The organism is Agrobacterium sp. CCNWLW32, assembly GCF_037083425.1.
Lineage (GTDB): Bacteria > Pseudomonadota > Alphaproteobacteria > Rhizobiales > Rhizobiaceae > Agrobacterium > Agrobacterium radiobacter.
The window spans coordinates 679,309-703,677 of record NZ_JBAOJM010000001.1 but is presented as its reverse complement, the minus strand read 5'-3'; the positions used below and the strand labels follow the sequence as shown (position 1 = coordinate 703,677).

The window sequence follows — 24,369 nt, the reverse complement described above, 5'->3', positions numbered from 1 at the left end:
GCGGCAGTTAATCCTCGATAACGAGAAGATCAAGAAGGCGGCGAAACTGTTTTCGGCTTTTCAGCTGGAATACCGGCACATCAGGACCATAAAGCGCGAAATTCTGCTCAAAAATCGGGGCGTGGCGGCGTTCGAAATTCCAGATATAGCGCAGGAAATCGATGTCTATCCTTTCGGGACATCCCTCCGCCATTTCGGGCCGCGCCTTGCCGTAACCCTTGATCGCCCGGGTGACGGCACCCCACAGGCAGAGCCAGCGCGGCATGCGCACCCAGAGAACGATGTGGGACCTCGGCAGGCGCATATCGAAAGACGACGGGTTGCTGCCGTCCATCAGCCAGCGCTCTTCGGTGATGATGGCGGCTATCCTCTGCCGCTGCTCATGGCGGGCGCGCGCCTGCCAGCCGGGCAGCCAGAAAATCTCCCGATCCATGGAGATATAACGAAGCCCGAAATTGCCCGCGAGCTTCTGCGAAAGCGTCGACTTGCCGCCGCCGGAACAGCCAACGACCAATATGCGCTGCGCGCCGGCGATAATCGCGGCAGCATCTTCTACCCTGTGAAGATAGTTCGGCATTTGATAGACCTCATCCAACCGCTGGATATATTTCTGCCACCCGGTCATAACCCTTGAGCGATATCGTTACCGCGCATGGCAGTTACGGAAAATTGACTATTGTAACTCCGTCGCAGGGATTGCTATTTATTTGCGACTAATATTACACCCATTGGATGCAACGGCGCTGGAAGCTCCCAATTTCACCCAGCGTATTCATCCTTGGGTTCAGACCCGATACATAACCGCTTTGAGCCACTGAGTGAGCCGATGGACGATTTTTCCAACATCATCAACCTTCTCGAATCCGCAAAACAACTCGCATCGATGAACGGCATGCCGGTGCTTGCCTATCTTATCGATGTCGCGAAATGCGAGGCGAGAGAAAACAAGCCGGTTCTGCGCAAGCGCAAACGCGGCGAATCGACCGCCAAGGAAGACTGTTAATTGCCGGCGCGCAGAGCCGACGGATAAAGCCGACTGGCCCAATCTTCAAGACGATGTCATAATCAAACAATGAAACCGGCCGCTTTTTCGAGGCGGCCATTTCTTTGCACAATGGAAACGACAGCGTCATGACAGCCGCATCCGCCGATATCAGAACCTACAGGGAAGAAAGACCGAAGGAACGGCATGGCTTCGTTCAGATCGTTCTTCCGGTCTCCGGGCGTCTGCTGATCGATGTAGCCGGACGGCAGGATGAATTGTCGACCGGGCGCGGCGTCTTCATCCATCGCGACACACCGCATACCCAGGAAGCGACAGCGAGCAATCACTCACTGGTGGTCGATATCGATGAAAGCGCCCTTCCCGCGCAAACCCTCGAAAAATTCGCCCGTTCGCCGTTTCTCGACATAGCGCAGGATACCCGGCAATTGATCGCCTATATGCGCGGCATCATCGGAGCGGATGGGCGGCGCGACGATATTGCCGGTCTGTGGGCGCCGCTGCTGATCGACAGCCTGGCCGACGAACGAACCGATATCCGCCAACGCCTGCACAGGCTCGCCGCGGTCGTCAGGGCGGAACCGTTCTTCCCCTGGACCATCGGGATGCTTGCCTCCTGCGTGACGATCAGCGACAGCCGTCTGCATGCTCTGTTTCTCGAAGAATTCGGCCTCCCGCCTCACCGCTGGCTGGCCGGGCTGCGCATGGACAAGGTCTTTGCATTGCTCGACGATTCCGCCCTGCCAATTGCCGAGATTGCCCTACGGGCCGGCTTTTCCGACCAGACGGCACTGACGCGCGCCATGCGCAATGCGGTGGGTGAAACGCCCGCTGCCTATCGCCGAAACCGCGGCATTCATTAGAACCGTCTACACGGTCATCAGGAGTTTTTGTCAAGACAGCCGGAAGGGGCTGTGGCACATCGCAGGCAAATGCGAATGCGGATGTGACAGGACATGAACAGGACAGGTCTCGGTGTTTTTTATGGCATGCTGGCGGGAGCGATGTGGGGAGGCATCTTTCTCGCCCCCAAACTCGTGCCGGATTTTTCCGCCCTACAACTGTCGACGGCGCGTTACCTCACCTACGGGCTGATTTCCCTCATCATCATCGGACCGCGCATCAGGCGGGTTTCCGCCCGTTTTGGCGTGCGGGAATGGTTTGCGCTCGGCTGGCTGAGCATGATCGGCAATATCGCCTATTATGTCTTCATATCGACAGCCGTTAAACTCAGCGGTGTCGCTTTCACCTCCATCATCATCGGTTTCCTGCCCGTCGCCGTCACCATCATCGGCAGTCGCGACCACGGCGCGGTATCGCTCCGGCGGCTATGGCCGTCGCTTGTTTTCGGCGCAATCGGCATTGTCGGCATTTCCTGGCAATCGCTGGTGCAAGGCGATGGTGGGCTCGATTTTTCACGCGTCATCGGCCTTGCCTGCGCGCTCGGGGCACTGGCCTCCTGGACGGCCTTTGCCGTCGGCAACGCCCGCTGGCTTTCCCGCCTCCACGATGTCAGCGCCGATGACTGGAACATGATGACGGGTGTGGTGACCGGCGCACTGGCGCTGGCGCTGGCAATTCCGGCTTTCGGCTTTGGTGGCGCAAGCCACGCTTCCGGGGATTGGCTGCATTTCGCCGCCGTTGCCGCAGGCCTCGGCGTCACCGCCTCCATTATCGGCAATGCGCTATGGAACCGCATGAGCCGACTTCTGCCGCTCACCATGGTCGGACAGATGATCCTGTTCGAAACGCTGTTTGCGCTGCTTTACGGTTTTCTCTGGGAGGGACGTGGCCCGACGCTGGTTGAGGTCGTCGCGATCTGCTCAGTAGTGCTGAGCGTGGTGCTGTGCATGCGGGCGCATCGCCCGAAGAAGGTTGTGGCGTAATTAGCTTAAGGGCCGAAGACAGGCGATTGAGCCATTTCGTAAGGATCGCCTCCAGCTCAACGTCATCCTCGGGCCCGTCCCGAGAATCCAATCACGTATCGTAAAGTACAGAGGTTGCAGATGCTCGGGACAAGCCCGAGCATGAGAGCGTGCAAAACGTGCGATGACACGTCGTTTTGCCCAGCCTTTCCGCCCCTGATTACTCAGCAGCAGCCAGCAGCTTCTTCTCGCGGGCAGCACGCAGGCGCTCGAAATCGTCGCCGGCATGGTGCGAGGAGCGGGTCAGCGGGCTCGACGACACCATCAGGAAGCCCTTGGTATAGGCCACCGTCTCGTAGGACTTGAATTCCTCCGGCGTCACGAAGGCCTCGACCTTGTGGTGCTTGCGGGTCGGCTGCAGATATTGGCCGATGGTCAGGAAGTCCACGTCGGCGCTGCGCAGGTCGTCCATCAGCTGCAGCACTTCGTTGCGCTCTTCGCCAAGGCCGACCATGATGCCCGACTTGGTGAACATGGTGGGATCGAGTTCCTTCACCCGCTGCAGGAGGCGCACGGAGTGGAAATAGCGCGCGCCGGGGCGAACCGTCAGATAGTTGCCAGGAACGGTTTCCATATTGTGGTTGAAGACATCGGGCTTGGCGGCAACAACACGTTCCAGCGCGCCCGGCTTCTTCAGGAAGTCAGGCGTGAGGATTTCGATGGTCGTCGTCGGAGACGCGGCGCGGATCGCCCAGATCACCTTCTCGAAATGTTCAGCGCCGCCATCGGCGAGGTCATCGCGGTCGACCGAGGTGATGACGACGTGCGACAGGCCCATCTGCTTGACGGCCTTGGCGACGTTCTCGGGCTCATCCATGTCAAGCGGATTGGGTTTGCCGGTCGCGACGTTGCAGAAGGCGCAGGCGCGGGTGCAGATTTCACCCATGATCATGAAGGTCGCGTGCTTCTTGTCCCAGCACTCGCCGATATTCGGACAGCCGGCTTCCTCGCACACCGTGACCAGCTTGTGCGAACGCACCAGTTCGCGCGTCTCGTGATAGCCCTTGGAGGTCGGCGCCTTGACGCGGATCCATTCCGGCTTGCGCATGACCTCGGTATCGGGCTTATGCGCCTTTTCCGGGTGGCGAATACGCTTTTCTTCGGACGAAGTCCTGTCGAGAATAGTGACCATTTAAAACCTGCTTCCATCGCCTTTAGCGATCTAAACATCTGTTGGCCGGATGCTTTAGAACAATTCCAGAAAAAGCGTAAGCCCCTTCCGGTCACGAAGCCTTGTCAGCGCCGCACCAGCTTCGCCAGGAACAGCAGCAGGCTGGCGCCGAGGAAAGACGTGACAAAGTAGCCGAGCCTGCTGTCCTGCACGAAAACATCGAAGGTTCTCAGCACCGCAACAGCCACCACCGAACCGACGATGCCGAGGACGATGTTCATGAAAACGCCGAAGCGCATGTCCATGAGCTTGCCCGCAAGCCAGCCGGCGAGACCGCCGATGATGATTGCTGCAATCCAGCCTACACTTTCCATTCCACGCTCCCTGAAAGAACCGGCCCCTTGAGCAGCCTGCATCGAGACATATGGGACACCCGGCAGGGTTAGACAATGCCGGGTATCACGGAGCACTTATGCATTCAGAACACGCCCATAGGCGTCGAGCACGCTTTCCTTCATCGACTCCGAAATCGTCGGATGCGGGAAGATCGTGTGCATCAGGTCTTCTTCCGTCGTCTCGAGATTCATGGCGACAACGAAGCCCTGAATGAGCTCGGTCACTTCCGCACCGACCATATGCGCGCCGAGCAGTTCACCGGTCTTTTTATCGAAGATAGTCTTGACCATACCCTGATCTTCGCCGAGTGCCACGGCCTTGCCGTTCGCAGCAAAGGAGAAGCGACCGACGCGGATATCGCGGCCCTGTTCCTTCGCCTTGGCTTCGGTGAGGCCGACAGAAGCGACCTGCGGGTTGCAATAGGTGCAGCCGGGAATCTTGAGCTTGTCCATCGGATGGACATTCGGCAGACCTGCAATCTTTTCGACGCAGATGACGGCCTCATGCTCCGCCTTGTGGGCGAGCAGCGGCGGGCCAGCAACATCGCCGATGGCGTAGATACCAGGTACATTGGTCTTGCCGTAACCGTCGATGACGATGAAGCCGCGATCGGTCTTCACGCCGGCAGCCTCAAGCCCGATACCTTCGATATTGGCGACGACGCCGACGGCGGAAATCATGCGGTCGGCCGTGATCTTTTCGGAAGAACCATCCTTCTTCTCAAGCGTCGCGGTGATGGAGTTCGCGCCCTTCTCGACCTTGGAAACCTTGGTCTCCAGATGGATTTTCATGCCCTGCTTTTCGAGCTGCTTCTTGGCGAAGGTGGAGATTTCCGCGTCTTCAACCGGCATGACCTGGCTCATGATTTCGACGACGGTGACGTCGACGCCCATGGTGCGGTAGAAGCTGGCGAATTCGATGCCGATGGCGCCCGACCCCATGACGAGCAGCGACTTCGGCAGTTCTTCCGGCTTCATCGCCTCGAAATAGGTCCAGATCAGCTTGCCATCCGGCTCGATGCCCGGAAGCGCGCGCGGGCGTGCGCCGGTGGCGACGATGATGTGCTTGGTGGTATAGGTGCCCTCGCCCAGCGTGTTTTTCGGCACGGGACCCTGCGGCTGAACCACCGGCTTGGTGGACTTTCCGACAACGATTTCGCCCGGCTTGGTGATCTTGGCTTCACCCCAGATGATATCGACCTTGTTCTTCTTGAACAGGAAACCGACGCCATTGTTCATGCGCGCAGCAATGCCGCGCGAGCGCGCCACAATCGCCTTGACGTCAGGCTTGATCGAGCCTTCCAGCGTCAGACCGTAATCCTTGGCGTGGGTGGCGGTGTGCATGACATCGGCGGTGCGCAGCAGCGCCTTGGTGGGAATGCAGCCCCAGTTGGAGCAGATGCCGGCCAGATGCTCGCGCTCCACGACCGCAACCTTCATGCCGAGCTGGGCTGCGCGGATCGCGGCAATGTAACCGCCTGGTCCCGAACCGATGATGATGACGTCATAAGATTGAGCCATTGGAAATCCTGCCTTGTCTTATTCGGGTGACGGCAAACCGCCCCGAAACGAGAATGAGTGTCAAAGTCCGAGCATCATGCGGACGACAGGCTCCAGCCCGCGCCCGATGGCCCGCGTGTTTTCAGCGTCGAGATGGACGCCGTCCACCGGCGTCGTGCGGGCGACAGACCCGGCATCGAAAAATCCGCAGTCGAGGTCGTCGGCAAGGTCCCGGTAAACGGAAGCCAGCATCGCCGACTCATCGATTGCATCGCGAAAGATCGCGCCCATGACAGGGTTTGCCGTCTCACTGAGTTGCGGTGGCGCGACGATCAGCACGTCAGGCGCTTCCCAGTCCGTAACTTGCCAGACATGGTTGCGCGTGAGCTTCACCAGCCGCTCGATACCCTTCATGGCGACAATCGCCGAGCCGTGGATCGACGGTTTCATGTCGTTGGTGCCGAGCATGATGATGACGAGATCAAGCGGCGCATGGCTGTGCAGCAGCGTCGGCAGAAGCCGCGCGCCGTTGCGGTCGCAATCGGCCGTCAGGTCGTCATAGGCGGTGGTGCGGCCGCCAAGACCCTCATGGATCACATGCACGTCGGAACCGAGCGCCTTCTGCAAGACGCTCGGCCAAAGATCGTCATGGCTGTGCCGGCCACCCGTTTCCGCATCAGATCCCCAGGTCAGGGAATCGCCAAAGCAGAGGACCGACTTCACCATGTTATTCTCCGATCAAACCAGCATGCCCATCGGGTTTTCGATGTAGCGCTTGAAGGCGCCGATCAGTTCGGCTCCGAGCGCGCCATCGACGCAGCGGTGGTCGGTGGAAAGCGTGACCGTCATGACATTGGCGATCTTGATCTCGCCCTTCTTCACGATAGCCCGCTCCTCACCCGCGCCGACCGCCAGAATGGTGGCATGCGGCGGGTTGATGACGGCGGAGAAGCTCTTGACGCCCATCATGCCCATGTTGGACACGGCCGTCGTACCGCCCTGATACTCCTCGGGCTTCAGCTTGCGCTCTTTCGCGCGCTTGCCGTAGTCCTTCATCTCATTGGAGATGGTGGAGAGCGACTTCTCTTCCGCCTTGCGGATGATCGGCGTGATCAGGCCACCCGGAATGGAAACGGCAACGCCGACATCCGAATGCTTGTGCTTGACCATGTTGCTTTCCGTCCAGGAGACGTTGGCGTCAGGCACGTCGCGTAGCGCCAGAGCCAGCGCCTTGATGACCATGTCGTTGACCGAAAGCTTGTAGGCCGGCTTGCCGTCCTTTTCGGGTGCTGCAGCATTGAGCTGGGCGCGCAACGCCAGAAGCGTATCCAGTTCGCAATCCACGGAAACGTAGAAATGCGGAACGGTCTGCTTGGATTCGACCAGACGCTTGGCGATGACCTTGCGCATGCCGTCGTGCGGCACCAGCTCGTAGGAACCCGGCTCGAACAGCTTGAGAACGGCTTCGTCGGACGGACCCTTGGCAAGTGCCGGAGCCGGTGCGCCTGCGGATGCTGCGGCGGCAGGAGCTGCCTTCGCACCACCGGAAGCGGCAGCCTTTTCCACGTCGGTCTTGACGATGCGGCCATGCGGGCCGGACCCGGAGACGGCCGTGAGGTCGAGACCGGCTTCCTTGGCAAGACGACGGGCAAGCGGCGAAGCGAAAATGCGCTCGCCGGACTTTGCAACCGGGGCCGGGGTGGAAGGTGCGGAGGCTTGGTCGGCAGCTGGCTTTTCAGCCTTGGCCGGGGCAGCTTCTTCCTTTGGCGCTTCAGCCTTTGCAGCTTCCTGCTTCGGTGCCTCGGCTTTGGCCTGAGACGGAGCAGGAGCGGCATTGCCGCCCTTTGCCGCCTCGGCCACATCTTCGCCTTCTGCGGCAAGGATGGCGATCAGGGCGTTGACCTTGACCGCTTCAGTGCCGGCGGGAACGACCAGCTTGGCGACCGTGCCCTCATCGACGGCTTCCACTTCCATGGTTGCCTTGTCGGTCTCGATCTCGGCGATCACGTCACCGGGTGCGACCTTGTCGCCTTCCTTGACCAGCCACTTGGCCAGATTGCCCTCTTCCATGGTAGGAGAAAGGGCAGGCATGGTGATGTTTATCGGCATCGAAACGCCTCCCCTTACTTGTAGCAGACGGTTTTGACGGCCTGAACGACTTCATCGACGTTCGGCAGAGCCAGCTTTTCGAGGTTTGCCGCGTAAGGCATCGGAACATCCTTGCCGGCGATCGTCAGGATCGGCGCATCGAGATAGTCGAAAGCGGCGCGCATGACCTGGTTGGCGATGAAGTCACCGACCGATGACTGCGGGAAACCTTCCTCGACCGTGACCAGACGACCGGTCTTCTTGACCGATTCGATGACGGTGGGCAGATCCATCGGACGGATGGTGCGCAGATCGATCAGTTCGACGTCGATGCCGAGCTTTTCGAGTTCCGCAACCGCCTTGATCGCGTAGGTCATGCCGATGCCGAAGGAAACGATGGTCGCGTCCGTGCCCTTGCGATGAATGCGCGCCTTGCCGATTGGCAGCACGAAATCATCGAGCTTCGGTACTTCGAAGCTCTGGCCGTAGAGAATTTCGTTCTCAAGGAAGATGACCGGGTTCGGATCGCGGATAGCCGCCTTCAGAAGACCCTTCGCGTCCGCTGCCGTGTAAGGCATGACGACCTTGAGGCCCGGAATATGGCTGTACCAGGCGGCATAACACTGCGAATGCTGAGCGCCAACGCGGGCGGCAGCACCCGAAGGACCGCGGAACACCATCGGCGCACCCATCTGGCCACCCGACATGTAAAGTGTCTTCGCTGCCGAGTTGACGATCTGGTCGATCGCCTGCATGGCAAAGTTGAAGGTCATGAATTCGACGATAGGCCGCAGGCCCGTCATTGCCGCACCAACGCCGATACCGGCAAAACCGTGCTCGGTGATCGGGGTGTCGATGACGCGGCGTTCACCGAATTCCTGCAACAGGCCTTGGGTGATCTTGTAGGCGCCCTGATATTCGGCGACTTCCTCACCCATGACAAAAACTTTTTCGTCGGCGCGCATTTCTTCGGCCATGGCGTCACGCAGCGCTTCACGCACCGTCGTCATCACCATTTCAGTACCGGCAGGAATATCCGGATCGGCAGCAACTTCGATCTTGGGTGCTGCCGGAACCTTGGCGGCTTCCTTTGCAGTGCTCGGCTCTTCGGATGCTTCGCGGGTCTTGCCGCCTGCGGCGTCCGAACCGGAATTTGCGGCCTCTGCCTTCGGCTCTTCCTTCCTGGCGGAGGAAGAGATGTCGGCGGCGCTTTCGCCTTCCTGAATGAGAACGGCGATCGGCGTGTTGACCTTGACGCCTTCGGTGCCGGCATCGATCAGCAGCTTGCCGATGACGCCTTCATCCACGGCTTCCACTTCCATGGTCGCCTTGTCGGTCTCGATCTCGGCAATCACGTCGCCGGAGGTGACCTTGTCGCCTTCCTTTTTAAGCCATTTGGAAAGCGTGCCTTCCTCCATGGTCGGGGAAAGGGCGGGCATAAGAATTTCTACTGGCATGGGTTTCCCTTTCCCGATCAGAGCAGAATGTCGGTGTAGAGCTCGGATACATCCGGCTCGGGGTCGTTCTGGGCGAAGTCAGCGCTGTCGGCAACGATGTCACGGACATCCTTGTCGATGGCCTTCAGTTCGTCCTCGCTTGCCCAGCCATGGTCGATGAGCCGTGCCTTGACCTGCTCGATCGGGTCGTGTTCGGAGCGCATCTTCTGCACTTCGTCTTTCGAACGGTATTTTGCCGGGTCGGACATGGAGTGACCACGGTAACGGTAGGTCAGCATCTCCAGAATGATCGGACCCTTGCCGGAGCGGCAATGTTCCAGTGCCTGATCGGCAGCCGCCTTGACGGCGCGCACATCCATGCCATCCACCTGAATGCCGGGAATGCCGAAGGACTGGCCGCGCAGCGAATAGTTCGACTGGGCGGTGGCGCGGGCGGTCGAGGTGCCCATGGCGTAACGGTTGTTTTCGACGATATAGATGATCGGCAGCTTCCAGAGAGCAGCCATGTTGAAGCTCTCGTAGACCTGACCCTGGTTGGCCGCGCCGTCACCGAAATAAGTCACGGAAACATTGTCGTTGCCGCGATAACGGTTGGCGAAGGCAAGACCGGTTCCAAGCGAAACCTGCGCACCGACGATGCCGTGACCGCCGTAGAAATGCTTCTCCTTGGAGAACATGTGCATGGAGCCGCCCTTGCCTTTCGACAAGCCGCCCCTGCGGCCGGTCAACTCGGCCATGACGCCACGCGCGCTCATGCCCAGAGCGAGCATGTGGCCGTGGTCACGGTAAGCGGTGATGACCTGATCGCCTTCCTTCTGCGACATCTGCATGCCAACAACAACGGCTTCCTGACCGATGTAGAGGTGACAGAAACCGCCGATGAAGCCCATACCATAAAGCTGGCCGGCCTTTTCTTCGAAACGGCGGATAAGAAGCATTTCACGATAAGCGTGAAGCTCTTCTTCCTTCGAGAAGTCCGGGCTGTTCTTGCCGGTAAATTCGGTTGCAGCCTTTGCCGTTGTCTTGCGGCCGGATACGGTCGCTGGTTTTCGCGGCGCCATTCATCCCTCCCTGAGTTGCCGTTTGAATGGATAGAGTGGCGCGTACCATATGCAAGAAAATGCCATGCAGCAATGCTTTAAACGCATGGCACATATTCACGCTAAAGCGCTGTGAATAAATCACAAATGATTAATTAACTTGATTTAGGTTAATCAGAAATAGGTGTTCATGATGACGATTTCGTCCGTGCGGGACATATTGAGCTGATAGCGCGAAATCTCGTCGATCATGTCCCGCTCAAGCGAGCCGTCGCTCATCAATTCCACCTGCCGCTCAAGCGCCACACGCGCCTGCGTGAGCTTTGCGAGCTCCGCGGTGCGGGTAATGCGCTGCCGCTCCAGCCGCTCCGTCGCCTGCAGGCCGAAGTCGCCATGAATGGAATGATACCCGAAATAGGAAAGAAAAGCGATCGTGATGGCCGGAACGATCAAACGGCCGAATCGTCTCTTTTTATGATGTCTGGTCCACATGCCGGAGAGAAGCCTTAAAACGCACAACGTGATTCTGAGACTAAGCCGGATTGTTTAACTATCCGTTGACCTTAAATTCCTGTCGGCTGACGGACGCAAAAAAGCCCGCCGGAAGGCGGGCTACGTTTGCAAAGAGAGTTCTCCTCTCAACTTCGTCATCCTCGCCCTTGGGACGAGGATCTATAAGTGGTTTGGAAGGTGGATCCTCGGGTCAGGCCCGAGGACGACGTCTCATGCGTGGACACGTCTTTCACCAACCTCAGCCCGCCAAGCGGCGGGCCACGTCGCCAAACCTGAACGCGAATTATCCGCGCAGGATCGAACGGCCGGCGTAAGCGGCCTGCGGGCCCAGCATTTCCTCGATACGGATCAGCTGGTTGTACTTCGCGAGCCGGTCGGAACGGGCAAGCGAACCGGTCTTGATCTGACCGCAATTGGTGGCAACCGCGAGATCGGCGATGGTGGAATCTTCCGTTTCGCCCGAGCGGTGCGACATGACGGCGGTGTAACCGGCCTTGTGCGCCGTTTCGACCGCATCCAGCGTCTCGGAAAGCGAACCGATCTGGTTGACCTTGACGAGGATGGAGTTGGCAACCCCCATCTTGATGCCGTCGCGAAGACGTGCGGAGTTGGTGACGAAAAGATCGTCGCCCACCAGCTGGCACTTGTTGCCGACGAGATCGGTCAGCGTCTTCCAGCCTTCCCAGTCGTCTTCAGCCATGCCGTCTTCGATGGAGATGATCGGATACTTGCCGACCAGATCGGCGAGATATTCAGCCATCGCGCCCGGCTCCAGCGTGCGGCCTTCGCCTTCGAGAACGTATTTTCCGTCCTTGAAGAATTCGGTCGATGCACAGTCAAGACCAACGAACATGTCGTCGCCCGGACGGTAACCGGCCTTTTCAATCGACTTCATGATGAAATCGAGCGCAGCCGGCGCACTTTCGAGGCCCGGTGCAAAACCGCCCTCGTCGCCGACGTTGGTGTTGTGGCCCTGCGCCGACAGTTCTTTTTTCAGCGTATGGAACACTTCCGAACCCATGCGCACGGCTTCGCGGATGTTTTCCGCGCCGACCGGCAGGATCATGAATTCCTGGAAATCGATCGGGTTGTCTGCATGCGCGCCGCCATTGATGATGTTCATCATCGGAACCGGCAGCAGATGTGCGTTCGGGCCGCCGACATAACGGTAAAGCGGCAGGCCGGAAGCTTCAGCGGCAGCCTTGGCGACTGCAAGCGATACGCCGAGGATGGCGTTCGCGCCAATGCGCGACTTGTTCGGCGTGCCGTCAAGCGCGATCATCATCTGGTCGATCTGAATCTGGTTTTCGGCATCAAAACCGCCGATGGCGTCGAAGATTTCCGTATTGACGGCTTCGACCGCCTTTTCCACGCCCTTGCCGAGATAACGCTTGCCGCCATCGCGCAGCTCAACCGCCTCATGCGCGCCGGTGGAGGCGCCGGAGGGAACGGCGGCACGGCCCATGGAGCCGTCTTCGAGATAAACGTCGACTTCAACGGTCGGGTTGCCGCGGCTGTCGAGGATTTCGCGCGCGATGATATCGGTAATGGCAGTCATGGTCTCTCCCTTGGGAATGGAACAGATATTTTCCGTCGCCTGTCTTAGACGATGGCGAAGAAATTACAATGACGGTGGGCAGCGGAAACGGCCCGCCCGCCATTAAAATCGATTGGCACAAACGGCGCCCGCCGCAGCGGCCAGCCCTCAGGCTTTGGTGATGGCGTCGAAAGCCAGAAGCTTTTCGAGCAGTTTCGGCATGTCCTTCAGGTGCACCATGTTGGGGCCGTCAGACGGCGCATTATCAGGGTCCTCATGGGTCTCGATGAAGAGGCCGGCCACGCCGACGGCGACCGCCGCGCGTGCCAAGGTCTCGACGAATTCGCGCTGGCCGCCCGTGGAGCCACCCTGCCCGCCCGGCTGCTGCACCGAGTGGGTGGCGTCAAACACGACCGGCGCGCCAAGCGATGCCATGATCGGCAGGGAGCGCATGTCGGAGACCAGCGTATTGTAACCGAAGGAAGCGCCGCGCTCGCACAGAAGCACATTCGGGTTGCCGCTCTCATTAAGCTTGGCGAGCACGTTCTTCATGTCCCAGGGCGCCAGGAACTGGCCCTTCTTGACGTTGATGACACGGCCGGTTTTGGCGGCGGCGACGAGAAGATCGGTCTGGCGGCTGAGGAAAGCCGGAATCTGCAGCACATCCACCACCTCGGAAACGATGGCGCATTGCTCCTCGGTGTGAATGTCGGTCAGAACAGGAAAGCCGAATTCCTTCTTGAGATCAGCGAAAACCTGCATCGCACTGTCAAGGCCGATGCCGCGCTTGCCGGAAAGCGAGGTGCGGTTCGCCTTGTCGAAGGAGGACTTATAAACGAGCCCGATCCCCAGCTTGTCGCAAAGCTCCTTCAGGATGCCAGCGATCATGAAAGCATGTTCCCGGCTTTCCATCTGGCAGGGGCCGGCGATCAGCGAAAAACGCTCGGTATTGGAAAAGGAAACCTTGCTGGCGCCGTCGCCGGCGGTGACTTTGAGATTGTTCGTAACGCTCATCATTTTTCCTCGAAGGCGAAGGCAACGCCCTGACCAGGTGCTGCGGGCACCACCAGGCGACCGCCCGCTTTTGCGCAGGACACGCCATTAGCAGCAAGCGCCGCCTCTGTCACGGCAAGATCGTGTGACGAAAAGACGATGCCCGCACCGCGCAATCCGCCGCCTCTCCAATCAGGAGTATTCGGAGCCTGTCCGCTGAAATCAGGTTTTCCGGTCAATCTGATGCGCGCATTGCCAGTCGCGAAAACCATATCACCATCCGGAGATATTCTGCCCTCACAACCAAACACCGTTTCGATCAAGCGCGCCGCGTTCGGATCATCACCGGAGAACAGAACGATTTCACTGAGGCCGGAGACACCGTTGGCATGGCGCTCCAGCACTGTTCGATCGCCCGGCAGGGCCTGCAGCCGCTGACAACTAAACAGAAAGAAATCCGCCGCCCCGCTTGCCGCAAAAGCCAGCCGGAACGCCGCCTCGCTTTCCGATCCATCCGGCATCCGCACAGGCCGCGAAAACTGGAACACATCGCCCGCTGACACGCCAGACGTCAGAAACCTGTCATGGTCGGCAAGGGCATCTTCGGTTTTGGCGACAAGAGCCGAAAAACCCTCCCGCCCGTCACGTTGCCGGAAGGCCCTGTCCCTGCCCGTGAACACATCTCCCCTGTCTGCCGACGCATTATATTTAGCCGGATCAGCAATTACGAGCGGCTCCAGATAGGTCCCGTCGGTAAAAAAAACACAGGCATTTCGGGTGCCGAAAGGATGCAAAGCCTCCGGTGAGACCGTAAATCCAAGGCTGGCGAGACGTTTCGCGGCAACGCCGATATCCTGCACCGGCAGAACGAGATGATCGACGCTATGGGATTTCATCATGACCTGTTTCCTGCGCTGGCACTCCGCCCGGACATGCCTGGACGATTTGGGCCGCAGAAAAGCACAATCGTAGGCCAAGAAGCAAATCATCAAAACAACAGATAGCAGCTTCACGAAATTTTAGGGGATTGCGGAACACATATGGAACATATAGTGTTCGTTCTGTATTTGTTTCGCGACTTCCACTACGATTCTAAAGGGTGTTTTCCTCATGCTCACGCGCAAACAGCAGGAATTGCTTCTCTTCATTCATGAACGAATGAAAGAGTCCGGCGTGCCGCCATCCTTCGATGAAATGAAGGACGCACTCGATCTTGCCTCGAAATCTGGCATCCACCGCCTGATCACCGCCCTCGAAGAGCGCGGGTTTATTCGCCGGCTACCAAATAGAGCGCGAGCGCTGGAAGTCATCAAGCTGCCTGAGGCCTATACGCCGGGTGCAAGGCCGCAGCGCGGCTTTTCGCCGAGCGTCATCGAAGGCAGCCTTGGCAAGGCCAAGGCGCCGGAAGCGGCCCCTGCCCCCAAGACGCCGGCCAATGATCTCGTCGGGGCCGTCACCGTGCCGGTCATGGGCCGCATTGCCGCCGGTGTGCCGATTTCCGCCATCCAGAACAATACCCACGATGTGGCCGTGCCTGTTGATATGCTCGGTTCGGGCGAACATTACGCTCTTGAGGTCAAGGGCGACTCGATGATCGAGGCCGGCATTTTTGATGGCGATACCGTCATCATCCGCAATGGCAATACGGCGAATCCGGGTGATATCGTCGTAGCGCTGGTGGATGATGAGGAAGCCACCCTGAAGCGTTTCCGTCGCAAGGGCGCCTCCATTGCGCTCGAGGCGGCAAACCCAGCCTATGAAACGCGTATTTTTGGACCGGACCGGGTGAAAATCCAGGGCAAGCTGGTAGGGCTGATCCGCCGTTACCATTGATTCAAGGCATGGGGCCGCAATTCCTTTTGCTGCGGGCACCATCAAGATTATGGCGCTCCCCTTATGGAGCATTGCAGCTTGCTCCTTGGAACGATGCGGCTCTGCATAAGTGAGAAACGACATCGTCTGGCAGGTCCGCACATCTTTTATCGCGAAGGCCAGCAGGCAGCGGTAAGAAACAGATGATTGAAAATGAGCATCCTTAATTTCGTTGAGAAAGGATGCAGGTCATCAGTCTCGTCGCGGTGTGTTTCGTCGTCATCTCCGAATGGTGACGTGCAGGTGCTTCTTTTCTTCCTGCCCCACTCATCAATGCGGCTTATGGGAGCCATGGATTATTTGCAATATTCCTGGGCCCATCCGCCGGTATAGAAATGCGCATCATATCGGGGAACACGCCATGTACGATCTTTATATCGCCAACAAGAACTATTCCTCATGGTCACTGCGGCCATGGGTATTGATGCGCACGCTCGGCATTGCTTTCGATGAAAAACTCGTTCCCTTCGGCGAAGGCGTTTCCTTCTCCACCTTTTCGCCAACCGGCAAGGTGCCTTGCCTCGTTGATGAAGGCGTGACGGTTTGGGAATCGTTGTCGATCGCCGAATATCTGGCGGAGCGACATCAGGGCGTCTGGGCGAGCGACAAGCAGGCAAGAGCCTGGTCGCGTTCGGCTGCGAGCGAAATGCATGCGGGCTTTTTCTCGCTGCGCAATCTCTACCCCATGTCGGTCGGCATTCGCGTAAAACCGAAGGGTGGTGATACCGGGCTAGCGGCCGACATAAAGCGCGTTGATGCGCTGTGGAGCGAAGGCCTGGCAAAATTTGGCGGGCCCTTTCTTGCCGGCCAGAAATTTACGGCGGTCGATGCCTTCTTCTGCCCGGTGGCTTTCCGTTTCCAGACCTATGGCGCGGAACTTTCGCCCGCAGCGAAAGCCTATTGTGACCGGCTGCTCGCCCTGCCCGCCATGCGCGAATGGTACGAGGCCGGACTGAAGGAAACCTGGCGCGACGCGGCGCATGAAGAGGAAATCGGCGGGATCGGCGAATTGACGACGGATCTGCGCATCAAGGCCTGACGATCCAGGCTGGCGGCCCTCATTGTGGTGCCGCCAGCAACCGCGTGACGGCATCAGGGACCTCATGGTCAAAACGGCCGCTTTTCCAGTCGTAATAGCGATGTTCGCTCCAGGGCCTGTCCATGCCGGCTATCGCGGCGCGCAACCTGCCGACTACCGCTACCTGATCGCTGCCGGCAAAGTCTATTTCCAGTGAACCGATCCGCCGCAGGATATCGCGGTTAAGCAAGAGTGCGCCCGAGCGGCATTGGGAGAAGGATGTTCTGCGGGAAACGACGACAATATCGGCGATATCACAAGCCTTTCCGGCAAATCGACCATCTTCCAGAACGATGATCCATTCGCCGCTTCCCGCGCGTGCGGCACACCATATGCCTTTGCTGCAGGTGAAAATACCGGGCTCCGCGTCTCTCAGGGCCACCGTCATCTGCCGTGTAACCGCCCTCATCTTTTCCGGATCAAGCTTCGCCTTGGTCAAAGCCACGGTGGTTGCCGCAGCCTCGCTCTTGAGAAAGACCGGCGGAACTGGCTGTTCCGGCAGCAGCAGTGCCCTTTGCCACTGGTCATAAACGAAACCCTGCGGCCGTGTTTTCGTCGTGTAGGCTTTGCCATCCTCCAGCAGCGCCACCAGCATGCCATCCTCATGAACAAGCAGATGAGGCGGATTGCGATAGGCCGTGGCCGCCGACAGGCCAAAGGCGAGGACCAGAAACGGCAAACCAAGAAGCGCCAGCCGGCTGCGTAACAATGCCAGCAGCAGAAAACCAACGGAGGCAAGCCCCAGGAACCAGCCATGTGGCCGCCCCGTCGCAGCGCTTCCTCCCCAGGAGGCCACCTCCCGGGAAACTTCGATCACGAGAGCCATACCGTAACCCATGACCTTGAGGAACGGAGCATCAAGCCCGAAAGGCATCAGCAGCATGGCGACAAGGCCGAAAGGCATGACGATCAGCGACATGAGCGGCATGGCGGCCAGATTGGCAAAAAGTCCATAGGTGGTGACACGCTGAAAATGCTCGGCGGAATAGATCGCAGTCGAAAGACCGCCGATCAACGAGGTCGTGATGACGCCGCCGATGATGGCGCCCGCCGTTTGCGCCACCGTCATCCATGCCGGTTTGCGCCCGATGAACAGCCGCTCGCGATCAACACGCCAGCGGCTCCAGGCGGCATAGGAGGCGACGAGCGCGATGGTTGCGGCAAAGGACATCTGGAAGCTCGGGCCCATGATTTCCGAGGGCGACAAGGCAAGAATGACCAGAGCGGAAAGCGCAACATTCCTGAGACTGAGCGAGGGTTGATCGAAGAGAACAGCGATCAGCATCACCGACATCATCAGCCAGGCGCGTTCGGCGGAGACGGCGAAACCGGAAATCAGATAATAGGCAAGCGTCATCAGGAGTGCGGCGAAAGCCGAGATTTTCTTGACGGGCCAGCGCTGCGCAAAGGCCGGAAAAAGGCTGAAGGCAAGCCTCAGCCCCACAAAGAATATGCCTGACGCCAGCGCCATGTTGAGCCCGGATATGGCAACGATATGGGCAAGGCCGGAAAGCCGCAGCGCTTCCATCGTCCCGGCGGATATGGCCTGTCTCTCATCGGTGACGATGGAGGCGGCAAAGGCTCCGGCATCACCGCCGATGGTGTTGCGGATGCGTTCGGCAATGGCGGTGCGCAGGCCGTAAAGCCGCATATCGGCCCATTCCAGCCAGTCCGTTCCGGCCCTGACGTCATCTTCGGGTGATATGACCGTCTGTGGCGGCTTATAAAAGAAGCCCGTCGCGCCTATGCCCCTGAAATAGGAGGCAAAGGCGAAATCGTTGAGCCCCGGCAAAGCCGGGCCGGATGGTGGCGAAAGCCGCGCCTTGCCACGAATGGTCGCGCCCAGTGCGACAGGTTCACCTCCCCCGCGTGAGAGAAGCGAGACCTTTTCCGGCGGGCGTGACAATGCCGGCGCCTCCGTAGCGGCAAGCCGCACCACATATCGCCAATCCCCGCGTGCATCGACCTCCCGGCGCGTCACCGTGCCTGTAATGGTGGTGGTGACGGGTGTATCCAGCACCACGGTTCCCACCCGCCGCGTTTCTACCTCGGCGAAAAGCATGCCCAGCAAGAACAGCGCGAAAAAGCCGCAGGCCGTCGCTGCCAGGCCCGAACGATATTTCGTGAAGGATGCCAGACCCGCGGCAATGAGACATGTGATCGCCAGAACAGGGAATGAAGGCGAGGTGTCGAGGGAAAACCAGAAGATCGCACCACAACCGATAAAGACCGGAACGAAAAGAAAATCGTGGCCGAATGAGCGCTCCTCGGCGAAGCACGCGGCGATTTTTTGAGGGGCGATAGCTCGCAGTTTTGGCCTGCTGACAAGGGCGGGCGTATCATATGTCGCGACATCCCCGGTTCTGCGTAGCGGAAACAGAATCTCCGCCGTGCCGGGCAAGCCGCCCTGCATCGTTTCCGCATATCCGAAATGCTTTTTTTCCCCTTGACCAAGCACTCTGCGCCGCGCCCCTGCCGCACCGGAAACAGGTTTGCAGGCGGATGCGAGGGATTGCAATGCTTTCCTTTAACCCTGCGTTGACCGAGATCGAATTGCTATGATGATAAAGCGAAAAGCAACGCAATTGCGTATGCCGCAATGCACAATTTGACCTTTGGATAGCTTGGCATCGGCGCAAGGATCATATAGCTAATCGGTAGACGCTTAACCGCGGGGCGTGTCTCAACGCCCCCACCCGCATGTTTTCGGAGGATCAGTATGACGGAAAAAAGCGCTACAGTGACACTTGGCGAAAAACAGGTCGAACTCCCGGTCAGGGAAGGCACGATTGGACCAAGCGTCGTCGATATCGCCACGCTGTACAAGCACACGGGCTCCTTCACCTACGACCCGGGCTTCACGTCGACGGCCTCCTGCGAATCCAAGATCACCTATATCGATGGTGACGAAGGCGTTCTCCTTCACCGCGGCTTCCCGATCGAGCAGCTTGCCGAACAGGGCGATTTCCTGGAAACCTGCTACCTGCTGCTCTACGGCGAACTGCCGACGGCTGCGCAGAAGAAGGATTTCGACACCCGCGTCACGCGTCACACCATGGTGCATGAGCAGATGAGCCGCTTCTTCACCGGCTACCGTCGCGACGCGCATCCGATGGCCGTCATGTGCGGCACGGTCGGCGCTCTCTCGGCCTTCTATCACGACTCGACCGACATTACCGATCCGCACCAGCGCATGGTCGCTTCGCTGCGTATGATCGCAAAAATGCCGACGATCGCCGCCATGGCCTACAAGTACCATATCGGCCAGCCTTTCGTTTACCCGAAGAACGATCTCGATTACGCCTCCAACTTCCTGCATATGTGCTTTGCCGTACCGTGCGAGGACTACAAGGTTGATCCGGTTCTGGCCCGCGCCATGGACCGTATCTTCATCCTGCATGCCGATCACGAGCAAAACGCCTCCACTTCCACGGTGCGTCTTGCCGGTTCTTCGGGCGCCAACCCGTTCGCCTGTATTGCGGCTGGCATTGCCTGCCTCTGGGGCCCGGCTCATGGCGGCGCCAACGAAGCGGCGCTCAACATGCTCAACGAGATCGGCACGGTTGACCGTATTCCGGAATATATCGCCCGCGCCAAGGACAAGAACGATCCGTTCCGCCTGATGGGCTTTGGCCACCGCGTCTACAAGAACTACGACCCGCGCGCCAAGATCATGCAGAAGACGATGTACGAAGTGCTGGAAGCCACTGGCAACTCCGACGATCCAATCATGCAGGTTGCTCTGGAACTGGAAAAGATCGCCCTTTCCGACCCTTATTTCGTCGAGAAGAAGCTCTACCCGAATGTCGACTTCTATTCGGGCATCACGCTGAAGGCGCTCGGCTTCCCCACGACCATGTTCACCGTTCTCTTCGCTCTCGCCCGCACCGTCGGCTGGATCGCACAGTGGAACGAAATGATCGAAGATCCGCAGCAGCGCATCGGTCGTCCGCGCCAGCTCTACACGGGCGCCGGCAAGCGCGACTACGTTCCGGTTTCCAAGCGCTAAGCCGCGAAACCATTTGAGATCAAAGGCCGGCAGGTTTTCACCCGCCGGCCTTTTTTTTGTTGGGCGTCTGAGTGGTTCTTAGTGGCGCGCCGCAACGCCCAGGAACTGCTTGAGTTCGGGGGTTTCGGGATTGGCGAACACCTCTTCCGGCGGGCCAATTTCATGCACCCTGCCCTCATGCATGAAGACGACGCGAGAGCAGACGTCGCGCGCGAACTTCATTTCATGCGTCACCATCAAGAGCGTCATGCCTTCGGCGGCGAGTTCCCGCACCACGGCAAGCACTTCCGCAACCAGTTCGGGATCGAGCGCCGAGGTGATCTCATCGCAGAGCAAAGCGATCGGCTGCATGGCGAGGGCGCGGGCAATGGCGACGCGCTGTTGCTGGCCACCTGACAACTCATCGGGATAGGCATCGAATTTATGCGCTAGGCCAACCCGTTCCAGCATCTTGCGGGCAACGGCTTCCGCCTCCGGTTTCGACGTCTTCTTGACCACCATCTGTGACAGCATGACATTGCCGCCGACGGTCTGGTGCGGGAAGAGATTGAACTGCTGGAAGATCATGCCGACCTTCAATCGAAGTGCCTTGAGATGGAGATCGTCTTCGAGAAGCTGTGCGCCGGCGACCGATATGGAACCGGCCGAAATCGTCTCCAGCCCGTTGATGCAACGAAGCAGGGTCGATTTTCCCGATCCGCTCTTGCCGATGATGGCGATGACCTCGCCCGGCTCGACATCGAGATTGATGCCCTTCAGAACCTCGTTGCTGCCATAGCTTTTGCGGACTTCAGTGATTTCGATGAGCGACATTGAGCTTCCTTTCGAGGATCTGGCTGCTCTTCGACAGAGGCCAGCACAGCGCGAAATAGATGAGGGCCACGAGGCCATAAACGGTGAAGGGCTGGAAGGTGGCGTTGGTGACGACCGTGCCGGCCTTGGACAGTTCCACGAAGCCTATGATCGAGGTCACCGCCGTTCCCTTGATGACCTGCACGAAAAAACCGACGGTCGGCGGAATGGCGACCCGCATGGCCTGCGGCAGGATGACGTAACGCATCTGCTGCAGGCGGCCCATGGCAAGGCTTGCCGACGCCTCCCATTGCCCCTTGGCGACAGATTCGACGCAGCCACGCCAGATTTCGGTCAGGAAGGCTGCTGCCCACAGGATCAGCGTCAGACCCGCCGCGAGCCAGGCCGGCACATCGATACCGAAGAGACCAAGGCCGAAAAAGGCGATGAAGAGCTGCATCAGCAGCGGCGTTCCCTGAAAAAGCTCGACATAATAGCGCGCGAAAACCCGCATCGATTTTTTCCGGGAAATGCGCATGAAGAGCAGAAGCAGCGCCACCAAGCCGCCGCCCGCAAAGGAGACGAGCGAGAGCAGCACGGTCCAGCGCGTGGCGAGCAGCAGGTTTCTGAGAATATCCCAGGTGGAGAACTCGATCATCGGACACTCCTGCGCGGAAAAATGAGGTTGCCGCCCGTCAGCAGCACCTGCCGGAGAAGAATGGCCAGCACGAGATAGATGACGGTGGAGACCATGTAGGCTTCGAAGGCGCGGAAGGTGCGCGACTGGATGAAATTGGCCGCGAAGGTCAGGTCCTCGGCGGCGATCTGCGACACGACCGACGAACCGAGCATGACGATTACCACCTGCGAGGAGAGCGCCGGCCATATTCGTTGCAGGGAGGGAACCAGCACCACGTGGCGGAAGGTTTCGAAACGGGTCATGGCAAGGCTTGCGCCGGCCTCGAACTGCCCCTTCGGCGTCGCCTGAATGCCGGCGCGGATGATCTCGCAGCTATAGGCCCCGAGATTGACCACCATGGCGATATTGGCAGCGCTCAGTTCCGACAGTTGCAGGCCAAGCGAGGGCAGGCCGAAAAAGATAAAAAACAATTGTATGAGAAACGGCGTATTGCGAATGAGTTCCACATAGGTCGCGACCGGCGGCCGCAGCCATTTCGGGCCAAGCGCGCGCACCCAGGCACAGAATATACCGAGCGCGATGCCGAGAACGCCGCCGACGGCGATCAATTCAAGCGTGACGGCGATACCCTTGGCGATCTGCGGATAATATTCGAGGAGCCATCCAAAATCGAATGTGTATTTCACCCGATGTTTCCTTCGGAAGAGGACAAACCATGCGCCGGGCCGGGATCAAACGGGACCGGCGCATGTGTTTGCCGGGTTGGTCACAGATCCTTCGGAAGATCGGTTTTCAGCCACTTCTGCGCGATGGTGTTCAGCGAACCGTCGGTCTTTGCGGTGGCGATGATGGCGTTGACCTTCTCCAGCAGCGCCGGCTGCTCCTTGTTCAGGCCGATATAGCAGGGAGAATTTTTGATCAGGAACTTAAGCTCGGGGCGCTTCGGTGGGTTCTTCGCGAGAATGGCGGCGGCCACGACATTGCCCGTGGCGACGGCTTCCACCTGACCGGCGAGGAAGGCAGAGATAGTGCCGTTATTGTCCTCGTAGCGCTTGATGGTCGTATCAGCGGGAGCGACCTTGGTCAGTTCCAGATCCTCGACGGCGCCACGGGTAACGCCGATGGTCTTGCCGGCCAAATCTTCCGCCTTGGTGACAGCAAGCGAGTCCGGAGCGAACACACCGTTGAAGAAAGGCGCATAGGCAGTGGAGAAGTCGATGACCTTTTCACGGTCCGGGTTCTTGCCGAGGCTCGAAATGACGAGATCGACCTTGTTGGTCTGCAGATAGGGAACGCGGTTGGCGCTGGTGACCGGCACCAGCTCGACCTTCACCCCGAGCTTCTCGCCGATCAGGTTGGCGACGTCGATATCGTAACCCTGCGGCGCCATATCGGTGCCAACGCTGCCGAACGGCGGAAAATCCTGCGGGACGGCGACGCGGATCGTGCCTCGGGAAGTGATATCGCCGAGCGCGTCGGCAAAGGCTGCGGGCGAAAAACCAAGTGTTGCGGAAATCGCGGCAATGGCAAGCAATGAACGTCTGGAAAACATTGGGAATTACTCCTTGGGGCTTGAGGAAAGAGGCTGCAGTGAAAGCGAATTGCGAAGCTCGTAGAGCGGGTCCGGCCTGCGGGTGAGATCGAGACCGGTTTCGACTTCGTCGAGATGGCGGATGGCGAGTTCGGCGGCGCCGTGAAAATCAGCCGCCTTGATCGCCTCGAAGATGCGGCAGTGCCCGTCATGCGATTGCTGCGCATGGAAATCGGACTGATAGAGCATGGAGATGAGGATGGTTCTGGCCGTCAGGTCGCGCAGCGTTTCGACGATGATGTCATTTCCGGCGATTTCGGCGATGCGGATGTGGAAATCGCCCATCAGGCAGGTCAGGCGCTGGCGGTCGCCTTTGACAATCGCCGCCTTTTCTTCATCGAGATGATTGGCAAGGATCGTTATGCCTTCCGCGCTGATGGCGGAAAGGTTGCGCAAAAGTCCATATTCGATGATGCGCCGTGCCTCATAGACCTTGATGGATTCTTCGGCGGAAGGCTCCACCACGAACCAGCCGCGGCGCGGGCTGACGGTGACGATGCCGCGCGTCTCCAGCCGCATCATCGCCTCGCGGATGCGCGTGCGCGACACGCTGAAAAGGCTGGCGAGCTGGTTCTCGCTGAGGCGGGTGCCCGGGCGGATCCGCGCGGAAAGAATGCCTGAGATGATGGCGTCTTCTACCGCGCTCTGGGCGCTTTCTGATGTATGGCTATCTTGCATACAAGATTGAAAGCAAGAGGTGTGCCAGACGTAAATTCGCGGGCCGCGGACCCTATAAAAGCCTGGGGATTGCCGCCCTAACGATCAAATGCGTTAAAACCAACCCCTCGCCTGCCTGCATTGGCGGCAAGGCGGCAGCTGGCTTAA

The 24,369-nt window shown here is 59.1% G+C and carries 24 protein-coding genes; 6 read left to right on the top strand and 18 right to left on the bottom strand.

The annotated features are described in order from the left end of the window. Positions 1–7: 7 nt before the first annotated feature. Positions 8–577, bottom strand: a complete 570-nt coding sequence (locus V6R85_RS03665) for an AAA family ATPase (protein WP_111834526.1) — start codon at positions 575–577, stop codon at positions 8–10. 249 nt (positions 578–826) lie between these two features. Between V6R85_RS03665 and V6R85_RS03660 the strand changes: the two genes are divergently transcribed. The 3 genes from V6R85_RS03660 to V6R85_RS03650 all read left to right on the top strand — a co-directional run bounded on the left by V6R85_RS03660 (position 827) and on the right by V6R85_RS03650 (position 2,889). Continuing rightward, a complete protein-coding gene (locus V6R85_RS03660) occupies positions 827–1,003 on the top strand; it encodes a hypothetical protein (RefSeq protein WP_003496171.1) in 177 nt (58 codons plus the stop codon). 128 nt (positions 1,004–1,131) lie between these two features. Continuing rightward, complete coding sequence (locus tag V6R85_RS03655; protein ID WP_060726183.1) at positions 1,132–1,866, top strand: helix-turn-helix transcriptional regulator; 735 nt, start codon at positions 1,132–1,134, stop codon at positions 1,864–1,866. Positions 1,867–1,959: 93 nt separating this feature from the next. Then, positions 1,960–2,889, top strand: a complete 930-nt coding sequence (locus tag V6R85_RS03650) for a DMT family transporter (protein ID WP_111834342.1) — start codon at positions 1,960–1,962, stop codon at positions 2,887–2,889. A gap of 199 nt (positions 2,890–3,088) precedes the next feature. Here the strand turns inward: V6R85_RS03650 and lipA are convergent, their stop codons facing one another. The 11 genes from lipA to V6R85_RS03595 form a co-directional block, all read right to left on the bottom strand. Next, entirely contained in the window at positions 3,089–4,060 is a 972-nt protein-coding gene (gene lipA / locus V6R85_RS03645; RefSeq protein ID WP_087743870.1) for a lipoyl synthase, read from the bottom strand. Between the two features lie 104 nt (positions 4,061–4,164). Continuing rightward, positions 4,165–4,413 (bottom strand): GlsB/YeaQ/YmgE family stress response membrane protein, encoded by a 249-nt coding sequence (locus V6R85_RS03640; protein WP_003502608.1) that lies wholly within the window; start codon positions 4,411–4,413, stop codon positions 4,165–4,167. A 96-nt stretch (positions 4,414–4,509) separates the two neighbouring features. Continuing rightward, the gene (gene lpdA / locus V6R85_RS03635) at positions 4,510–5,955 is read right to left on the bottom strand and encodes a dihydrolipoyl dehydrogenase (protein WP_111834341.1); all 1,446 of its coding nucleotides are present in this window, start codon (positions 5,953–5,955) and stop codon (positions 4,510–4,512) included. Positions 5,956–6,015: 60 nt separating this feature from the next. Continuing rightward, positions 6,016–6,660, bottom strand: coding sequence for an SGNH/GDSL hydrolase family protein (locus V6R85_RS03630; protein WP_003502606.1), 645 nt, complete (start codon positions 6,658–6,660; stop codon positions 6,016–6,018). Positions 6,661–6,672: 12 nt separating this feature from the next. Beyond that, complete coding sequence (locus V6R85_RS03625; RefSeq protein WP_111834340.1) at positions 6,673–8,043, bottom strand: pyruvate dehydrogenase complex dihydrolipoamide acetyltransferase; 1,371 nt, start codon at positions 8,041–8,043, stop codon at positions 6,673–6,675. A gap of 14 nt (positions 8,044–8,057) precedes the next feature. Beyond that, positions 8,058–9,479, bottom strand: coding sequence for a pyruvate dehydrogenase complex E1 component subunit beta (locus V6R85_RS03620; protein WP_111834339.1), 1,422 nt, complete (start codon positions 9,477–9,479; stop codon positions 8,058–8,060). Positions 9,480–9,496: 17 nt separating this feature from the next. After that, positions 9,497–10,540 carry a pyruvate dehydrogenase (acetyl-transferring) E1 component subunit alpha gene (gene pdhA / locus V6R85_RS03615; protein WP_020012450.1) on the bottom strand — a complete coding sequence of 348 codons (1,044 nt, stop codon included), beginning with the start codon at positions 10,538–10,540 and terminating at the stop codon, positions 9,497–9,499. A gap of 153 nt (positions 10,541–10,693) precedes the next feature. Next, on the bottom strand, positions 10,694–11,011 hold the full coding sequence (locus V6R85_RS03610; protein WP_003502598.1) for an FtsB family cell division protein: 318 nt from the start codon (positions 11,009–11,011) through the stop codon (positions 10,694–10,696). Between the two features lie 304 nt (positions 11,012–11,315). Further along, a complete protein-coding gene (eno, locus tag V6R85_RS03605) occupies positions 11,316–12,590 on the bottom strand; it encodes a phosphopyruvate hydratase (RefSeq protein ID WP_003502596.1) in 1,275 nt (424 codons plus the stop codon). 147 nt (positions 12,591–12,737) lie between these two features. Then, positions 12,738–13,583, bottom strand: coding sequence for a 3-deoxy-8-phosphooctulonate synthase (gene kdsA, locus V6R85_RS03600; RefSeq protein WP_003502594.1), 846 nt, complete (start codon positions 13,581–13,583; stop codon positions 12,738–12,740). Then, positions 13,583–14,461, bottom strand: coding sequence for a VOC family protein (locus V6R85_RS03595; RefSeq protein WP_111834338.1), 879 nt, complete (start codon positions 14,459–14,461; stop codon positions 13,583–13,585). Before V6R85_RS03595 ends, kdsA begins: the two co-directional genes overlap by 1 nt. Positions 14,462–14,672: 211 nt before the next feature. On the opposite strand from V6R85_RS03595, the gene lexA reads away from it, so the two are divergent. Both lexA and V6R85_RS03585 read left to right on the top strand, forming a co-directional pair. Then, positions 14,673–15,395 carry a transcriptional repressor LexA gene (gene lexA, locus V6R85_RS03590; RefSeq protein WP_060724145.1) on the top strand — a complete coding sequence of 241 codons (723 nt, stop codon included), beginning with the start codon at positions 14,673–14,675 and terminating at the stop codon, positions 15,393–15,395. Between the two features lie 400 nt (positions 15,396–15,795). Continuing rightward, positions 15,796–16,473 (top strand): glutathione S-transferase family protein, encoded by a 678-nt coding sequence (locus V6R85_RS03585; protein WP_003502589.1) that lies wholly within the window; start codon positions 15,796–15,798, stop codon positions 16,471–16,473. Between the two features lie 19 nt (positions 16,474–16,492). Here the strand turns inward: V6R85_RS03585 and V6R85_RS03580 are convergent, their stop codons facing one another. Next, entirely contained in the window at positions 16,493–18,925 is a 2,433-nt protein-coding gene (locus tag V6R85_RS03580) for a ComEC/Rec2 family competence protein (RefSeq protein ID WP_111834525.1), read from the bottom strand. 306 nt (positions 18,926–19,231) lie between these two features. On the opposite strand from V6R85_RS03580, the gene gltA reads away from it, so the two are divergent. After that, entirely contained in the window at positions 19,232–20,521 is a 1,290-nt protein-coding gene (gene gltA / locus V6R85_RS03575; protein ID WP_003502585.1) for a citrate synthase, read from the top strand. A 78-nt stretch (positions 20,522–20,599) separates the two neighbouring features. On the opposite strand, the gene V6R85_RS03570 is transcribed toward gltA, so the two are convergent. The 5 genes from V6R85_RS03570 to V6R85_RS03550 all read right to left on the bottom strand — a co-directional run bounded on the left by V6R85_RS03570 (position 20,600) and on the right by V6R85_RS03550 (position 24,222). Continuing rightward, a complete protein-coding gene (locus V6R85_RS03570) occupies positions 20,600–21,334 on the bottom strand; it encodes an amino acid ABC transporter ATP-binding protein (protein ID WP_111834337.1) in 735 nt (244 codons plus the stop codon). Continuing rightward, entirely contained in the window at positions 21,312–21,971 is a 660-nt protein-coding gene (locus tag V6R85_RS03565) for an amino acid ABC transporter permease (protein WP_003502581.1), read from the bottom strand. Before V6R85_RS03565 ends, V6R85_RS03570 begins: the two co-directional genes overlap by 23 nt. Beyond that, positions 21,968–22,639 (bottom strand): amino acid ABC transporter permease, encoded by a 672-nt coding sequence (locus tag V6R85_RS03560; protein ID WP_111792759.1) that lies wholly within the window; start codon positions 22,637–22,639, stop codon positions 21,968–21,970. Before V6R85_RS03560 ends, V6R85_RS03565 begins: the two co-directional genes overlap by 4 nt. Before the next feature lie 80 nt (positions 22,640–22,719). Continuing rightward, the gene (locus V6R85_RS03555) at positions 22,720–23,505 is read right to left on the bottom strand and encodes a transporter substrate-binding domain-containing protein (RefSeq protein WP_003502579.1); all 786 of its coding nucleotides are present in this window, start codon (positions 23,503–23,505) and stop codon (positions 22,720–22,722) included. Between the two features lie 6 nt (positions 23,506–23,511). Beyond that, on the bottom strand, positions 23,512–24,222 hold the full coding sequence (locus V6R85_RS03550) for a GntR family transcriptional regulator (RefSeq protein ID WP_003502578.1): 711 nt from the start codon (positions 24,220–24,222) through the stop codon (positions 23,512–23,514). Positions 24,223–24,369 lie beyond the last annotated feature (147 nt).

What these genes read in the sequence shown, in the direction of transcription:
- eno (WP_003502596.1), bottom strand. Translation starts at nt 12,590, where the DNA reads ATGACTGCCATTACCGATATCATCGCGCGCGAAATCCTCGACAGCCGC.
- pdhA (WP_020012450.1), bottom strand. Translation starts at nt 10,540, where the DNA reads ATGGCGCCGCGAAAACCAGCGACCGTATCCGGCCGCAAGACAACGGCA.
- V6R85_RS03555 (WP_003502579.1), bottom strand. Translation starts at nt 23,505, where the DNA reads ATGTTTTCCAGACGTTCATTGCTTGCCATTGCCGCGATTTCCGCAACA.
- V6R85_RS03570 (WP_111834337.1), bottom strand. Translation starts at nt 21,334, where the DNA reads ATGTCGCTCATCGAAATCACTGAAGTCCGCAAAAGCTATGGCAGCAAC.
- lexA (WP_060724145.1), top strand. Translation starts at nt 14,673, where the DNA reads ATGCTCACGCGCAAACAGCAGGAATTGCTTCTCTTCATTCATGAACGA.
- V6R85_RS03565 (WP_003502581.1), bottom strand. Translation starts at nt 21,971, where the DNA reads ATGATCGAGTTCTCCACCTGGGATATTCTCAGAAACCTGCTGCTCGCC.
- V6R85_RS03550 (WP_003502578.1), bottom strand. Translation starts at nt 24,222, where the DNA reads ATGCAAGATAGCCATACATCAGAAAGCGCCCAGAGCGCGGTAGAAGAC.
- V6R85_RS03655 (WP_060726183.1), top strand. Translation starts at nt 1,132, where the DNA reads ATGACAGCCGCATCCGCCGATATCAGAACCTACAGGGAAGAAAGACCG.
- V6R85_RS03595 (WP_111834338.1), bottom strand. Translation starts at nt 14,461, where the DNA reads ATGATGAAATCCCATAGCGTCGATCATCTCGTTCTGCCGGTGCAGGAT.
- kdsA (WP_003502594.1), bottom strand. Translation starts at nt 13,583, where the DNA reads ATGAGCGTTACGAACAATCTCAAAGTCACCGCCGGCGACGGCGCCAGC.
- lpdA (WP_111834341.1), bottom strand. Translation starts at nt 5,955, where the DNA reads ATGGCTCAATCTTATGACGTCATCATCATCGGTTCGGGACCAGGCGGT.
- V6R85_RS03580 (WP_111834525.1), bottom strand. Translation starts at nt 18,925, where the DNA reads ATGCAGGGCGGCTTGCCCGGCACGGCGGAGATTCTGTTTCCGCTACGC.
- V6R85_RS03640 (WP_003502608.1), bottom strand. Translation starts at nt 4,413, where the DNA reads ATGGAAAGTGTAGGCTGGATTGCAGCAATCATCATCGGCGGTCTCGCC.
- gltA (WP_003502585.1), top strand. Translation starts at nt 19,232, where the DNA reads ATGACGGAAAAAAGCGCTACAGTGACACTTGGCGAAAAACAGGTCGAA.
- V6R85_RS03620 (WP_111834339.1), bottom strand. Translation starts at nt 9,479, where the DNA reads ATGCCAGTAGAAATTCTTATGCCCGCCCTTTCCCCGACCATGGAGGAA.
- V6R85_RS03665 (WP_111834526.1), bottom strand. Translation starts at nt 577, where the DNA reads ATGCCGAACTATCTTCACAGGGTAGAAGATGCTGCCGCGATTATCGCC.
- V6R85_RS03585 (WP_003502589.1), top strand. Translation starts at nt 15,796, where the DNA reads ATGTACGATCTTTATATCGCCAACAAGAACTATTCCTCATGGTCACTG.
- V6R85_RS03650 (WP_111834342.1), top strand. Translation starts at nt 1,960, where the DNA reads ATGAACAGGACAGGTCTCGGTGTTTTTTATGGCATGCTGGCGGGAGCG.
- V6R85_RS03660 (WP_003496171.1), top strand. Translation starts at nt 827, where the DNA reads ATGGACGATTTTTCCAACATCATCAACCTTCTCGAATCCGCAAAACAA.
- V6R85_RS03625 (WP_111834340.1), bottom strand. Translation starts at nt 8,043, where the DNA reads ATGCCGATAAACATCACCATGCCTGCCCTTTCTCCTACCATGGAAGAG.
- V6R85_RS03610 (WP_003502598.1), bottom strand. Translation starts at nt 11,011, where the DNA reads ATGTGGACCAGACATCATAAAAAGAGACGATTCGGCCGTTTGATCGTT.
- V6R85_RS03630 (WP_003502606.1), bottom strand. Translation starts at nt 6,660, where the DNA reads ATGGTGAAGTCGGTCCTCTGCTTTGGCGATTCCCTGACCTGGGGATCT.
- lipA (WP_087743870.1), bottom strand. Translation starts at nt 4,060, where the DNA reads ATGGTCACTATTCTCGACAGGACTTCGTCCGAAGAAAAGCGTATTCGC.